This is a genomic window from Enterobacter sp. YSU (assembly GCF_016082135.1).
GTDB lineage: Bacteria > Pseudomonadota > Gammaproteobacteria > Enterobacterales > Enterobacteriaceae > Enterobacter > Enterobacter hormaechei_C.
Genome location: NZ_CP059487.1, coordinates 1,132,427 through 1,145,856 on the forward strand (window position 1 = coordinate 1,132,427; position 13,430 = coordinate 1,145,856).

15 protein-coding genes are annotated in these 13,430 nt (G+C 58.5%); 4 read left to right on the top strand and 11 right to left on the bottom strand.

The genetic code is table 11. From position 1 onward, the window contains the following. Position 1 precedes the first annotated feature (1 nt). From H2Z33_RS05480 to nrdG, 3 genes are all read left to right on the top strand, one after another. Complete coding sequence (locus H2Z33_RS05480; protein WP_045338909.1) at positions 2–574, top strand: PTS sugar transporter subunit IIA; 573 nt, start codon at positions 2–4, stop codon at positions 572–574. 368 nt (positions 575–942) lie between these two features. Further along, the gene (nrdD, locus tag H2Z33_RS05485) at positions 943–3,081 is read left to right on the top strand and encodes an anaerobic ribonucleoside-triphosphate reductase (RefSeq protein ID WP_015572514.1); all 2,139 of its coding nucleotides are present in this window, start codon (positions 943–945) and stop codon (positions 3,079–3,081) included. A gap of 140 nt (positions 3,082–3,221) precedes the next feature. Further along, positions 3,222–3,686 carry an anaerobic ribonucleoside-triphosphate reductase-activating protein gene (nrdG, locus tag H2Z33_RS05490; protein ID WP_015572513.1) on the top strand — a complete coding sequence of 155 codons (465 nt, stop codon included), beginning with the start codon at positions 3,222–3,224 and terminating at the stop codon, positions 3,684–3,686. 32 nt (positions 3,687–3,718) lie between these two features. Here nrdG and H2Z33_RS05495 read toward each other — a convergent pair whose 3' ends face one another. The 10 genes from H2Z33_RS05495 to H2Z33_RS05540 form a co-directional block, all read right to left on the bottom strand. Further along, positions 3,719–5,629: a BglG family transcription antiterminator gene (locus H2Z33_RS05495; protein ID WP_023295816.1), complete on the bottom strand. Its 1,911-nt coding sequence runs from the start codon at positions 5,627–5,629 to the stop codon at positions 3,719–3,721. A 19-nt stretch (positions 5,630–5,648) separates the two neighbouring features. Then, positions 5,649–6,785, bottom strand: coding sequence for a lactonase family protein (locus tag H2Z33_RS05500; protein WP_023295815.1), 1,137 nt, complete (start codon positions 6,783–6,785; stop codon positions 5,649–5,651). Positions 6,786–6,900: 115 nt separating this feature from the next. Next, positions 6,901–7,641 carry a 2-dehydro-3-deoxy-phosphogluconate aldolase gene (dagF, locus tag H2Z33_RS05505; protein ID WP_015572511.1) on the bottom strand — a complete coding sequence of 247 codons (741 nt, stop codon included), beginning with the start codon at positions 7,639–7,641 and terminating at the stop codon, positions 6,901–6,903. After that, positions 7,638–8,756: a DgaE family pyridoxal phosphate-dependent ammonia lyase gene (locus H2Z33_RS05510; protein ID WP_017383914.1), complete on the bottom strand. Its 1,119-nt coding sequence runs from the start codon at positions 8,754–8,756 to the stop codon at positions 7,638–7,640. Before H2Z33_RS05510 ends, dagF begins: the two co-directional genes overlap by 4 nt. Beyond that, positions 8,740–9,873 carry an amidohydrolase/deacetylase family metallohydrolase gene (locus H2Z33_RS05515; protein ID WP_017383915.1) on the bottom strand — a complete coding sequence of 378 codons (1,134 nt, stop codon included), beginning with the start codon at positions 9,871–9,873 and terminating at the stop codon, positions 8,740–8,742. The genes H2Z33_RS05510 and H2Z33_RS05515 overlap by 17 nt, the downstream gene beginning before the upstream one ends. A 42-nt stretch (positions 9,874–9,915) precedes the next feature. Further along, a complete protein-coding gene (locus tag H2Z33_RS05520; RefSeq protein WP_015572508.1) occupies positions 9,916–10,557 on the bottom strand; it encodes a DUF4310 family protein in 642 nt (213 codons plus the stop codon). A 13-nt stretch (positions 10,558–10,570) separates the two neighbouring features. Then, the gene (locus H2Z33_RS05525) at positions 10,571–11,347 is read right to left on the bottom strand and encodes a DUF4311 domain-containing protein (protein ID WP_006810337.1); all 777 of its coding nucleotides are present in this window, start codon (positions 11,345–11,347) and stop codon (positions 10,571–10,573) included. A 22-nt stretch (positions 11,348–11,369) separates the two neighbouring features. Continuing rightward, positions 11,370–11,669 carry a DUF4312 family protein gene (locus tag H2Z33_RS05530; protein ID WP_006810338.1) on the bottom strand — a complete coding sequence of 100 codons (300 nt, stop codon included), beginning with the start codon at positions 11,667–11,669 and terminating at the stop codon, positions 11,370–11,372. 2 nt (positions 11,670–11,671) lie between these two features. After that, a complete protein-coding gene (locus tag H2Z33_RS05535; protein ID WP_006810339.1) occupies positions 11,672–12,034 on the bottom strand; it encodes an SFCGS family glycine-rich protein in 363 nt (120 codons plus the stop codon). A gap of 10 nt (positions 12,035–12,044) precedes the next feature. Continuing rightward, positions 12,045–12,383: a PRD domain-containing protein gene (locus tag H2Z33_RS05540; RefSeq protein WP_026080657.1), complete on the bottom strand. Its 339-nt coding sequence runs from the start codon at positions 12,381–12,383 to the stop codon at positions 12,045–12,047. Positions 12,384–12,799: 416 nt separating this feature from the next. On the opposite strand from H2Z33_RS05540, the gene H2Z33_RS05545 reads away from it, so the two are divergent. After that, a complete protein-coding gene (locus H2Z33_RS05545; RefSeq protein WP_017383916.1) occupies positions 12,800–12,955 on the top strand; it encodes a Hok/Gef family protein in 156 nt (51 codons plus the stop codon). A gap of 70 nt (positions 12,956–13,025) precedes the next feature. Here the strand turns inward: H2Z33_RS05545 and cybC are convergent, their stop codons facing one another. Further along, complete coding sequence (cybC, locus tag H2Z33_RS05550) at positions 13,026–13,412, bottom strand: cytochrome b562 (protein WP_063134961.1); 387 nt, start codon at positions 13,410–13,412, stop codon at positions 13,026–13,028. Between the last annotated feature and the right edge of the window lie 18 nt (positions 13,413–13,430).

Below are 13,430 nucleotides of genomic sequence, written 5' to 3' on the forward strand. Positions count from 1 at the left end.
TATGAACTTGCTGGCATTGACGCATCCCGATCTGGTGTTTATCAACCCGCCCCAACGCACGCCGGAAGCAGTGATCCGCTGGCTCACCGAGCCGCTCGCCAGGCGGAATGTCATCAACGATCGAGAGGCATTTATCGAAAGCGTTTTACAACGTGAAAGTGAAGGCCCTACCGCGCTGGGTGAAGCGCTCGCCGTCCCGCACGGTAAAACCGAGGCGGTGCAACAGGCGGCATTTTGTCTGGCGCTCTTTGACGATCCGATATGCTGGCCGGGGCTGGAGGGTGATGAAGAGGTGAGGATGGTTTTCCTGCTCGCCATTCCGCCAGCGGAAGCAGGCAGTACGCATATGCACCTGCTGACGACGCTGACCAGCAGACTCACGGATGAGCGGGTGCGTGAGCAATTGCTGGCGGCGCGTACGCGGGAAGAGGCGATGTCTGCGCTGAGTAATGAAGGTTCTCAAAAACAGGACGATGCCCCCGAAAGCTCTCTTCTCATCCCGTTGGTACTGGGCTGCATCGTTACCGTAGCCTTTTTGCAGGCAGGGTTGAGCTGGGCCTGCGGGGTGAGTTAATCGAGCAGCGCTCAGCACAGGCTCTGCTGAGCGCTTGTTTTTGTTGAATAATTAATCAGATTTTTCCTTCGAGTCTTTACAATTGCCCCAGCGCCCGCCGTTTGTACTCTCGTCTTTTTACTTTGTTCTGCATCAAAAAAATCGCAAACTTGTTTGATGCAAATCACTATATGTAGCACTTAAAATGCACGCCGACCCAACATCTTGTATTTATCGTCTACTATTCCAACAACAAGACGGCGCGAACGCTGGCCGGAATTGTGGATAACACGAGCTGGGCACGCGGGAAGTCTTTGCCGCGGCGAGGAATACGTCCGGTGAATACTTCTCCACCTTTGTGGATAACCTGTTTTTAAAATGGAGTGATCATGACACCGCATGTGATGAAACGTGATGGCTGTAAAGTGCCGTTTAAATCAGAGCGCATCAAAGAAGCCATTCTGCGTGCAGCTAAAGCAGCGGGAGTCGATGACGCAGATTACTGCGCCACCGTCGCAGAAGTCGTTAGCAGCCAGATGCATGAACGCAGCCAGGTGGATATCAACGAGATCCAGACCGCGGTTGAAAACCAGCTGATGTCTGGTCCGTACAAGCAGCTGGCGCGCGCCTACATTGAGTATCGTCACGACCGTGACGTCCAGCGTGAGAAACGCGGTCGCCTGAACCAGGAGATCCGCGGCCTGGTGGAGCAAACCAACTCGTCGCTGCTCAATGAAAATGCCAACAAAGACAGCAAAGTGATCCCAACCCAGCGCGACCTGCTGGCCGGTATCGTCGCCAAGCACTATGCCCGCCAGCACCTGCTGCCGCGCGACGTGGTGTCTGCGCACGAGCGCGGTGAGATCCACTATCACGATCTCGACTACTCGCCGTTCTTCCCGATGTTTAACTGCATGCTGATCGACCTGAAAGGCATGCTGACCCACGGTTTTAAAATGGGTAACGCCGAGATTGAGCCGCCGAAATCCATCTCCACCGCGACGGCGGTCACGGCGCAGATCATCGCCCAGGTGGCGAGCCACATCTATGGCGGCACCACCATTAACCGCATCGATGAAGTGCTGGCCCCGTTCGTGGCCGAGAGCTTCAACAAACACCGTAAAACGGCGGAAGAGTGGCAGATCCCGGATGCCGACGGTTACGCCCGTTCCCGCACCGAGAAAGAGTGCTACGACGCGTTCCAGTCGCTGGAATATGAGGTAAACACGCTGCACACCGCCAACGGCCAGACGCCGTTTGTGACCTTCGGGTTTGGCCTCGGCACCAGCTGGGAATCACGCCTGATCCAGCAGTCTATTCTGCGCAACCGCATCTCCGGCCTCGGTAAAAACCGTAAAACGGCGGTGTTCCCGAAACTGGTGTTCGCCATTCGTGACGGCCTGAACCACAAGTTTGGCGATCCGAACTATGACATCAAGCAGCTGGCGCTGGAGTGCGCGAGCAAGCGTATGTACCCGGACATCCTCAACTACGACCAGGTGGTGAAAGTCACCGGTTCGTTTAAAACGCCAATGGGCTGCCGCAGCTTCCTCGGCGTGTACGAAGATGAGAACGGCGAGCAGATCCACGACGGGCGCAACAACCTGGGCGTCATCAGCCTGAACCTGCCGCGCATCGCGCTGGAAGCTAAAGGGAATGAAGCGGCCTTCTGGACGCTGCTGGATGAACGTTTACAGCTGGCACGTAAGGCGCTGATGACCCGCATCGCCCGTCTTGAAGGGGTGAAAGCCCGCGTCGCGCCAATTCTCTATATGGAAGGAGCCTGCGGCGTGCGCCTGAAGGCGGACGATGATGTGTCGGAGATCTTCAAAAACGGTCGCGCGTCGATCTCTCTTGGCTATATCGGCATTCACGAAACGATTAACGCGCTGTTTGGCGACAAGCACATCTATGACAACGACGCCCTGCGTGAGAAAGGTATCGCGATTGTGCAGCGCCTGCGCGATGCGGTAGACCAGTGGAAAGAGGAAACTGGCTACGGTTTCAGCCTGTACAGCACGCCGAGCGAAAACCTCTGCGATCGCTTCTGCCGTCTGGACACCGCTGAGTTCGGCATCGTGGAAGGCGTGACCGACAAAGGTTACTACACCAACAGCTTCCACCTCGATGTGGAGAAGAAGGTGAACCCGTACGACAAGATCGACTTTGAAGCGGCCTATCCGCCCATCGCGAACGGCGGTTTTATCTGCTACGGCGAGTACCCGAACATTCAGCACAACCTGAAGGCGCTGGAAGACGTGTGGGATTACAGCTATCAGCACGTGCCGTACTACGGAACCAACACGCCAATTGATGAGTGCTACGAGTGCGGCTTTACCGGTGAGTTCGAATGCACCAGCAAAGGCTTCACCTGCCCGAAATGCGGTAACCACGACGCAGCCCGCGTCTCCGTGACCCGCCGCGTGTGCGGCTACCTCGGCAGCCCGGATGCCCGTCCGTTTAACGCCGGGAAGCAGGAAGAGGTGAAGCGCAGGGTGAAACATCTGGGGAATGGGCAGATCGGGTAAGTTCTGCGCAGGGTTTCCCCCTCACCCTACCCCTCTCCCTCAAGGGAGAGGGAACCGATCGAGCACATTGTTATTCCGGCCACCGGTTTTCTCCCTCTCCCTGTGGGAGAGGGCCGGGGTGAGGGCATCAGGTTAACGCTATGAATTATCACCAGTACTACCCCGTCGACATCGTCAACGGCCCCGGCACCCGCTGTACCCTGTTTGTATCAGGCTGCGTTCACGAGTGCCCCGGCTGCTACAACAAAAGCACCTGGCGCCTGAACTCGGGTATGCCGTTTACCGCTGAGATGGAAGACCGCATCATCAACGACCTGAACGACACGCGCATCAAACGCCAGGGGATCTCGCTCTCCGGCGGCGACCCGCTCCATCCGCAAAACGTGCCGGCGATCCTGAAGCTGGTAAAACGCATCCGCCGCGAGTGCGCGGGAAAAGACGTCTGGGTCTGGACGGGCTATAAGCTGGATGAACTGAATGCGCAGCAGATGGAAGTGGTGGATCTGATTAACGTCCTGGTCGACGGCAAGTTCGTGCAGGATCTAAAAGATCCTATGCTTATCTGGCGCGGCAGCAGCAACCAGGTTGTGCATCATCTGCGTTGAATGAAGGCGGATATCCTCTGTCCGCCTGAACGTCAAAACCGACTCAAACTCTCCATCGCCTCAGCCTTAAACGCCGCAAAATTCTCGCACTGGCACAGGCGCGCCATCGCGCGTTCACGCAGGAAGGTGACAAAGATGTCGTAAATCGCCATTGCCTCTTCGTACTCGCTTTTGCTGATGGCGAGCAGGAAGATGACATGGGCAGTTTCATCTCCCCACTGAATGCCCTGCGGCGCCAGCACGGTGTAGACCACCGTTTTTTGCGCCAGCAGCCCGAGGGAGTGCGGCAGCGCGATGCCGTCGCCGAGCATGGTGCTGACAATGGCTTCACGCTCGATAACCGATTCCAGAAACTCCGCGCCGACAAAACCTTCCCCTTCAAGCTGCCCGCACAGTTCGCGGAACAGCGTTTGCTGGTCGACAGGCTTGTCGAGAATGCGGAAATGGGCCGCGTCGAAGTATTTTTCCAGCATCCACGGGCGGGTGCGATCCACCAGCACCAGCTTGCCGATCTGCTCTAACTGATAATCGGTCGGGAACGGGGCGATCATCACCACCGGTTTGGATTTTTCGCTCACGCGGGCGGTGGAGATCACGAAGTCTTCGCCAATGGCATCGGCAAGCTCGTACTCACGAAGGGTGAGCGTGCGCGTCACCTCAATCTGCGGATATTTACGCTGAAGTACCGCCTCGATCATGCGAACCATCGCGTTACCGGCGTCGCACACCAGCAGCACCCGCGGCTGGCGCTGGTAGCCGATATTGTAATGGCGCTCCAGCCCGACGCCGATATGCAGCACCAGAAAACCAATTTCGTTTTCGCTGATCACATACGGGGTGTATTTGCCCCAGCTCGACACCGCCGCGAGGGTCATATCCCACGCCATCGGGTAGTGCTGCTTGATGTTATCCAGCAGCGGATTGGGGATCATGATTTGATACCGCACGCGGGTAATCATGGTTTTGATGTGCGTGAGCAGATCTGCATGCAGTTGCTCATCGCTCAGCAGGTTGTAGTTATAGTGGGTGTTGATGTAGCGCAGAATGTAGTTGACCAGGGCTTCGTCGTCGTCGGCGTTAATGGCACTGGGGGCGATCTCCTGGATCTGCCGCGCCGCAATGTGCACGCACAGCCAGCTCTCTTCTGACGGCGACAGCGCTTTGCCCGCCAGTTGCTGAATGGTGACGGCGATATCTTTCGCCGCCTCACGCACGTTCTCTTCCACGTCTTCCGCGTGGAATTCCGGCAGCGGATACCCCTCGCTGATGCGCCGCACCGACACCGCGCAGTACAGGCGCAGGAACAGCTCGCCTTCATCGGTCAGGCGAATGTGATGGCGCGTCAGCGCATCGTGCAGCACCGGCACCATCTTTTCCGCCACGCCCGCGTTCAACGCCACGTCGGTCACCAGCGGGTTCAGGCTGTCCTGCTGCGCCAGCTCCCACAGAAGGTCGGTCAGGCAGGCGCGGATCGCCATCTCGCTGCCAAACAGCTTCATCCCGTGGCGCGGGCGGGTTTCCAGCGTCAGGTTGTAACGGTGAAACCACTCACGCACTTCCACCATGTCGCTCTGCAACGTGGCCCGGCTGACGAACCACTCATCGGCCAGATCCTCCAGCTTGAGGGAAAAGGCTGACGTCAGAAAACGCACCACCAGATAGTGCACGCGCTCCGGTCCGGTTCGCGGAATACGCAGCGCGCGCGGGTGGGACGCCTGCAATTGTTGATAGCGCACCACATCATTAATTTTGAGCTGATAGCCGTTGCCCCGGCTCAAAATGAACTGCGCGCCGTGGCTGGCCAGCAGCGCGTTCAGGGCGGTGATATCCGCCCGGACGGTTCGCGTGGAGACCGACAGCCGCTGCGCCAGCTCGTCCTGTGGCAGCGTCTCGTTTTGCAACAGATCGAAAAGTTGCGCTAAACGTTGGTTCGGAAATCGCACGTCGTTGTCCTCTTACTGCTCAGGGTGAAATGACCATCTGGGATGGGCTGCCGACCGGGGTATAGTCTGGCTCGGCGCTCAGCTTGCCGTCCGGCGCCACGCGGAAACGGGTAATGTTGTCGCTGCGCTGGTTCATGACGTACAGCCAGCGACCCTGCTTATCGAGCGTCAGGGTGCGCGGATAGTCGCCGCGCGTCCAGACATCATCCTGATGCGTCAGCGTACCCTCCGCCGTTACGGTAAAGTGCCCGATGCTGTTATGCAAACGGTTAGCGACATACAGCTGTTTCCCGTCGGCGCTTAGCGCCAGCCCGGCAGCAAAACTGGTGCCTTTATAACCGTCCGGCAAGGCTGAAACCGTTTTACCCTCTTTCAGCCTGCCATTACTGTCCAGCGCATAATGGGTGAGCGTAGACGCCTCTTCGTTAATCAGCCACAGGGCATCGCCTTTCGGCGTAAAGACGAAGTGGCGCGGCCCGGCCCCTTTTGAGGAGGCGCTGATAAATGGCGGATCGTTCGGAGTCAGCTTCCCGGTTTGATCGTCAAAACGGTACTGATAGATGCGATCCAGCCCCAGATCGGTGGAAAAAACGTATTTCCCGCCCGGATCGGCGGCGATCATGTGCGCATGTGGGCCGTTATGATCGCTGATGGCGAAACTGCCCTCGACGGCAGCTTCCGGCTTCGCCGCGCCCGGTTCGCCTTTGTCCTGATGGGTGTCCGTAGCATCGCCCAGGCTGCCGTCTGCGTTAACGGGCAGCACCGCGACAGTTCCGCTGACGTAGTTTGCCACCAGCAGATGTTTGCCGTTCGGCGTCAGGGAAAGATACACCGGCCCCGCGCCGCCGGAGGACACCTGATTCAGCTCGCTCAGCGCGCCGTTATCACCGATGCGCAGCGCCTGCACCACGCCCTGCTCCACTTCGCTTGCCAGATACAGCGTTTTGCCGTCGTGTGAGACGGTTAACTGCGCGGCGTTCGGCAGTTTGCTCACCAGTGTTTTATCGTTCAGCGCACCGGTTTGCGGATCGACGGTAAAGCGGTACAGCCCTTCACCGTTCGGATTATAGGTGCCCACCCAGGCGTACTGGGTTTGAGCGATTGCAGAGGTAGCAAGTAAAGAGAGTGAAGCGACAAGCAGGGTACGGGTGTGCATGGTGGCTCCTTCGGGTGTGTGCGGTTTGTTTCCCCTCACCCCAGCCCTCTCCCAAAGGGAGAGGGGGTAAAGGTTCCCTCTCCCGGTGGGAGAGGGTTAGGGTGAGGGGCAGGTTCTACTTAACCAGCTTCTTCGTCATCGCCAGCAGCGTGCGCACATCTTCCGGACGCGTATCACCGCTGGCTTTATCGATAATCGAGCTGTAGATATGCGGGATGATTTTGCTCACGCCCGCATCCAGGGCGATCTGCAAGATCGCCTCGAAGTTCTCCAGATCGATTCCCCCGGTCGGCTCCAGCCAGAAGTCGTGACGGGCGCAGGCTTCCGCCACCGCCTGGTATTCGTCACGGCATTTCAGGCCGCCCATCGGGAAGTACTTGATGGAGCTGCCGCCGAAATCTTTCAGCAGGGCGATAGCGGTTTCAACCGGCACTATGCCGTCCATAGCTGCGCTGCTCAGCGGGCCGGTGGAGATTTTCACCATCCCGACGGTGCCGGTCGGGGAGACCAGACCGTTGACCACGGACTCATTCTGCCCCAGCAGCGCGCGGCTGGTGGCCACGCCGGTAAAGACCTGGTTAACGTGCTGCGGCTGCACCTGGCGGGAGATTTCACTCACCATCGCCGACTGGTTCGGGTCGCCCGCGCCCAGCCCCACGGAGAGCGCATTATCAATCAGGGCTGCGTATTCGCGCATGTCCGCAACCGCGCTCGCCACGTCCGGGTAATTTTTGGAGAGCACGCCCACCAGCACGTGACCTTCCGCCGCCTCGTAAATGGCGCTGGCGTTGGCTTTCGATCCCGCCAGCACGTTCAGGCAGACGCGGTCACGGTAAAAGTTGGGGGTCAGTTTCATGCTTTTTTCTCCTGTCCTAATACTTCGCTAATGCGGCGGTACACGATGTTCAGCTGGTCAGCATTCACGCTGCGCACGTCCGCCTCGATAATCCCTTCGTTGGCCTTATAGCCACGGAAGTAAATGGCGTATTCGCCCTGTTTCAGCTTCGCCACCAGATCGCCCGTGCCGACGCCCGTAGCGGCTTCGTCGAACTTAATCTCGGTACGGGCGATATCGCGACCGGCGCTGTCCCAGACCACGCGCGCGGTCACGCCGTTCAGGGTGTTCAACGCGTCGATAAACGGCGTCATCTTCGCCACCATCTCGGCCCCGCTCTCTTTGGTCGCCGTCAGGTAGTGTTCGATGGCGCAGGTCAAGCCCAGGATACCCTCTTTGCCCACTTTCATCGCGCGACCAATGCCCGCCGTCTGGCGCTTCACCCACTCAACGTACTGGGTTTTGCCGATCACCAGCCCGCTGGTTGGCCCTTCGATCGCCTTCGCGCCGCTGTAGATCACCAGATCGGCACCGGAGCGGTAGTAGGCGTGCAGATCTTCTTCCGCCGCCGCATCGACGATCAGCGGGAGATCGTGCTTGCGCGCCACGACCGCCGCCTGCTCGACGCTGAGCATGCTTTTCTGCACGCAGTGGTGCGATTTGATGTAGAGGATCGCCGCCGTGCGCGGAGTGATCGCCGCCGCCAGCTGATCGGCAGAGCATTCGTTGGCGTAGCCCGCCTCCACAAGCTTGCCGCCGCCCAGCGCCACCATGGTGCCCACCGGCGCGCCAAAGTTCACGTTGTGGCCTTTCGGCAGGACGATTTCGTTGTTTTCAATCGGTGTGACGTGCAGGTTTTCCAGCAGCCAGTCGCTGTCTTTCACCAGCACCGCCGCCACGGACTGGGCAATGCCCGCCGACGCGCAGGAGACCACCGTCGCCCCTTCCACCTCCAGCAGCTTCGCGATGTATTCCCCGGTTTTATTGACCAGATCCTTCATCTCGAAATAGTGATTCATGCCGTCCATCGCCGCCTGCACCACTTCCGGGCGCGGCGTGGAGACACCCAGCGCCGTCATGCGGCCAGAGGTGTTGATAACCTGCTTTAAGTTGTACTTCTCATAAATCGAAGGCATGTTCCGTGCTCCCTTGTTCGGTCATGTAGCCCTTGCCCGCGCGGATCGCGGCAAGCGGCATCAGAATGTGTTCAGCCTGTAGGCTGTCGTTTTCGGCATCCGTCAGCACCGTCGGCTGGCGCTTGAGCGTAAACAGCGTCAGATCGGCGTCGAGGCCAGGCTGAATGCGGCCTTTGCGCGTCAGGCGCAGGCCGTCGGCGGCGTTGGCCGTGACACAGTCAATCACCTGCGGCAATGACATGCCGATGGCGAGGAATTTCGACATCACGCTCGCCAGCGAGCCGACCGGGCCGTTGATGCGGTTGCGGCAGTAAATATCCGAGCTGATGGTATGCGGCAGAATGCCCATCGCAATGGCGCGCTTCGCCACCTCAAAGCTGAAGCTCGCAGTGCCGTGGCCGACGTCCAGGCGCACGCCGCGCTTCAGCGCAGACGTAATGGAGGCGCGTAGCTCGCCGGAGGGCGTCAGAATGCGGTTAGGCTTGCCGTTGTAGCAGTGGGTGATGATGTCGCCGGAGCTCAGCAGCTCGGCAATCTCATCGAGGTTCGGCGGGTTGTTGCCGATGTGCACCATCAGCGGCAGGTCGCCGTTCTCTTTCTGAATCGCTTTCGCGCGCTCCAGCGGGGTGATGCCGTTTTCACCGACCACGCTGCTGCTCATGCGCGCCTTCAGGCCAACGATAAAATCCGGGTGGCGCGTCACCGCCTGCTTCACCGCATCGGCGTCAATGTTCGCCATGTTGGCCAGCTCGTTCTGGGCGATCAGCCCCACGCGGGAGATGTTCAGCAGGGCAAACACCTCGGTGGAAGCCTTGCGGGTGATAGCGTAAAAATCGTCCACGTCGTCGGCGCCGGTGCTGCCCGCGTCCACCACGGTGGTGACGCCGGTGGCAATGCCCACGCTGTCCGGCTCGTCGTGGTAAATCGGGGAGTTCGGGTAGCAGTGGACGTGGGAGTCAATCCAGCCCGCGCTGACGAACACGTCGCCGTTCAGCTCAACCGTTTTGCGGGCAGGAGCGTCAATGTCGCCTGTCGCGGCGATCTTCCCGTCCTGGATGGCGATATCGGTCAGGGTATCGTCGGCGAGGCGCGCACGGCGCAGGAGTAAATCAAACATGAGGATCTCCTGATAAAGCGGGCACCGAAGCGCCCGCGGGTATTAAAGGGCGACCGGGAACAGCCAGCCCAAAATCATTGCGCCGAGGATGGCGCCACCGGTAATCGGCTTCTGCCAGATGTAGAACAGCAGCGCGCCTACCAGGGAACCGACGCCGATTGGAATGGAGGCGGTCATGGCGCTGAGGATAATCAACGGCCCGAGGAAGCGGCCGGAGGCGTTACCCGCGCCCATCATCACGTCTGCGCCGTAGGTGGAGTTGCTCTGATTGATGGTGAACTTACGCGCCAGGATGATGACGTAGCCAATCGCCAGGCCAATCACCAGGCCGGTAATCAGCGCGGCAATGAAGTTGGTCACCGGGAACATGATCCCCGCGCCCAGCAGCAGCGCCGGAACGCCGAGGCCCACGCCGGTCTGGATCGCACCGCCGATATCGAGAATACCCACCAGCGAGCCTTCGATAATACGGGCGAACAGGAAGCTAGCACCGAACGCCGCCACCGCGCCGTAGACGCCGGTATCGATTCCCGCTTTCAGCATCGCCACGAAGGCCACTTCGTTAAACGCGCCGATGCCGTAGAGGTAGTACATGTGCGTCCCGGCGAAGACGCCGGAGGAGAGCAGGCCAACGAAGATCGGGAACGACCAGTCGGCATACCAAAAACCTTTATTCTGTTCCATTTAGAGGCTCCTGTTATTTACCGCTGAGCGAGTTGTGGATCATGTCGAGCCAGTTCGGCACGGTCAGATGGAAGGATTCGATCATCTTCATGTCGAAGCCGCGGAAGAAGCCGCTCAGCACGAAGAGCAGAACGATCGCCGCCATCATCACTTTGGTGACGTGGTTCCAGCCACTCTCTTCAACACCTTTACCAATCAGAATACCCAGTACCAGACCCGGTACGGCGTTACCCATGATCAGCTGTGCCGCGCCGCCAAAGATGGTGGCCCAGAAGCCCGATTTTTTACCCGCGTCGATGGCCGCCAGCCAGAAGATCACCGGCATCACGGTGTTGACCAGCAGGTTCGCCGCCGGTACCAGCACCTTCACGGCGGTCACCTGAAGCGCTGCCGGAACGGAGGAGGCGGTCAGGTTAAGGAAGGTCACGACAATCATGCCGATGATGCCGCAGGCAATCGCCATTTTGCGCGGGTCATGCAGCGTTTCACCGACGTTACGGTTTTTAATCATCAGTGCAGCAGCACCCCAGTTCGGGATGATGCGGTGGTCAACGTCCTGTGTGAAGGCACCTGCGGCCACGGAAGAGGCCCAGGCGTTAAAGAAGAAACCTAACCCAAAGGAGAAGTGGGACGCCGGATCCCCTTCGCAGGAGTTCAGTTCCCCCAACGTACGAAACGCGCCCATACCCTGAGTGGTAGGCGCATGAAACATGCGTGCAGCCCCGGCGCCAACACCGACGCCAACCAGGCCGCCAATGATGAGCGATTTTATTAATATAATTAAGAACATCAGTCTGCCCTTTTATGAATAATCAGCGTTGCGTGACGAAATCCACCTGGTCGAGATTGATGGCGGTCACGTTGACGGTCACATCCAGCTCCACGCTGTAGGTGCGTCTTTCCCGGCGCAAAAAGAAGAACAGAAACGCTTCTTTTCGCACCGCTTCTTGCGCCTGAACAACCTGCACATCCTGTGGCTCAATACGCAGTAAGATATGCGGTGAGGCTTTCATCACCGCAGCCTGAACGTGGTTGAGGGCGTCGGCAAAGGCGCGCGCTTTGGCGTCGCCCTTCCCCTTCACTCTCACCGTGGTTGTGAACTGTTCTTTCATGCTTACGCGCCGTATTTCTTCTGCCACGCCTGTACCAGACGCTCGCCCAGCTCTTCTTTATCCATAAAGCCAAAGCCCAGCACGTTGCAGCCTTCGTTTATGGCGGTCACCCCCTCATCCACGGAGCGCATGCCGTATTTGGCCTTGTAGCCATATTTGGTCTGAGCGGTGATGGCGCCCGCGCCGCCGCTGCCGCAGAAGGAGATCCCGAAGGTGGCGTTTTCTGCTTTCATCACGTCACCGAGCTTCATATCCGCTGCCATGCCCGGTACGACAACCGCGCGTCCGCCGGCTTTTTCCACACCCGCAGCCACTTTCTGACCTTTACCCAGGCGATCGCCAATCACGACTGTAATCTGTTCCATGTGTTGCTCCTTAAAGGTTGTCTTTCGCGACTTCGAAGTGAACGGAGAGCAGCCAGGCCTCTTCATCAGGAAGGTTGCCGAACTGCGCTACCACTTCACGGGCGAGTTGCATTGAATCTGGTGAAATTTCGTCGAACAGCTCTGCTTCAACCTCCGGCAGCGGCTCGCCGGTCACGGACCGGTGCGCCATTGCGCGAACGTGGGAGGTCAGCATCTGCTCCTGTACCGCGTTGGGAATGATGTTGTGCCGGGCCAGCAGGGCGTAGACCTGCTGAAGCATGGTGTTCGCGAGCTGTTCTGTTTGCACCGCCTGTTCCCCAACGTCGTTCATTACCGCTCCGTTAATCACTCGTCTTACCCCGTTAATGGCTCTGGAATAAAACTAACGTCGAGGGGGAATTGTTTGTAGCGAGTTGTTTTCCACTTCGAAGTGGAAAGGCGAGCAGCGGCAGTGATCTGTGCCACATAAATGCGGTGAATCTGTATAAATCGCTGGATTTACGTGATGAATATCACGCTATTACGCGGCATTAGTCTGGTAAGCGGAGTGGAAAAGATTACGAGCAGGCTCGTAGAAATGTGACGTGGATAAGGTTTTCTTATGGGGATCCGCTAGAGTGGCGGCGGGTGCTTGAGACTGACCGTCTCAGGCATGGGACGGAAAGTGGAAAGCCCCGCCTGATAAAAAATCAGGGCGGGGGCTCGAAACGACACGTCACACCGTGGAGTTCGCTACCTCGCCCGCTTAAAAGCAAGGAGGCATCCATGAAACGCAGAAACCCAAGTATCGGGGTTTTGATGATTATTTCTTTGACAATAATCATCTTAACTCTGGTGACGAGGAAAACACTGTGCGAGATCCGTTTTCGTAACGGCTCGCTTGAAGTGACAGCGCGGATGGATTGTCGCTCCGGCAAGTAGGGAGCAACGATGCGGGGGCGCATCATGCGCCTCCGCATACGGGGAGAGGACGTACAGCTCAGGCACCCAATTAACGATACTTTTTGTGGTACGTGTTGCGGGTCGCGACAAACTGATCGGCTGCCGCCTGGGCTTCTTTCTCTTTGCCTTCGTTCGCCAGCTTCAGCGCGCCGTCAATCTGGCCGACCAGCACGTCAAAACCGTGGCGGTAGTCTTTCATCTCGGCGCTGTCTGCCGCTTTGCTTTCCAGCTTCGGCGGCGTCGCTTTTTGCGCATCCAGCGCGGCTTCACGCATTTTAGTCAATGCGTCTTTCATGTCCGCCGCATTGTCCGTTTTCTGCACCACCTTCAGGTTTTCACTGAGGATGTCCATGTTGTCTTCGAGATCGGCAGCAAACGCAGACGAGCCAAGAACCAGCGTTGAAGCCGCGACGATCGCTAACAGGTGTTTACGCATTGCTCACTTCCTTTTTTT

Bases quoted from the DNA above. Each gene is read 5' to 3' on its own strand.
- dagF (WP_015572511.1), bottom strand. From the start codon at position 7,641: ATGAAACTGACCCCCAACTTTTACCGTGACCGCGTCTGCCTGAACGTG.
- cybC (WP_063134961.1), bottom strand. From the start codon at position 13,412: ATGCGTAAACACCTGTTAGCGATCGTCGCGGCTTCAACGCTGGTTCTT.
- H2Z33_RS05525 (WP_006810337.1), bottom strand. From the start codon at position 11,347: ATGTTCTTAATTATATTAATAAAATCGCTCATCATTGGCGGCCTGGTT.
- H2Z33_RS05545 (WP_017383916.1), top strand. From the start codon at position 12,800: ATGAAACGCAGAAACCCAAGTATCGGGGTTTTGATGATTATTTCTTTG.
- nrdG (WP_015572513.1), top strand. From the start codon at position 3,222: ATGAATTATCACCAGTACTACCCCGTCGACATCGTCAACGGCCCCGGC.
- H2Z33_RS05530 (WP_006810338.1), bottom strand. From the start codon at position 11,669: ATGAAAGAACAGTTCACAACCACGGTGAGAGTGAAGGGGAAGGGCGAC.
- H2Z33_RS05520 (WP_015572508.1), bottom strand. From the start codon at position 10,557: ATGGAACAGAATAAAGGTTTTTGGTATGCCGACTGGTCGTTCCCGATC.
- H2Z33_RS05510 (WP_017383914.1), bottom strand. From the start codon at position 8,756: ATGCCTTCGATTTATGAGAAGTACAACTTAAAGCAGGTTATCAACACC.
- H2Z33_RS05500 (WP_023295815.1), bottom strand. From the start codon at position 6,785: ATGCACACCCGTACCCTGCTTGTCGCTTCACTCTCTTTACTTGCTACC.
- H2Z33_RS05515 (WP_017383915.1), bottom strand. From the start codon at position 9,873: ATGTTTGATTTACTCCTGCGCCGTGCGCGCCTCGCCGACGATACCCTG.
- nrdD (WP_015572514.1), top strand. From the start codon at position 943: ATGACACCGCATGTGATGAAACGTGATGGCTGTAAAGTGCCGTTTAAA.
- H2Z33_RS05480 (WP_045338909.1), top strand. From the start codon at position 2: ATGAACTTGCTGGCATTGACGCATCCCGATCTGGTGTTTATCAACCCG.
- H2Z33_RS05535 (WP_006810339.1), bottom strand. From the start codon at position 12,034: ATGGAACAGATTACAGTCGTGATTGGCGATCGCCTGGGTAAAGGTCAG.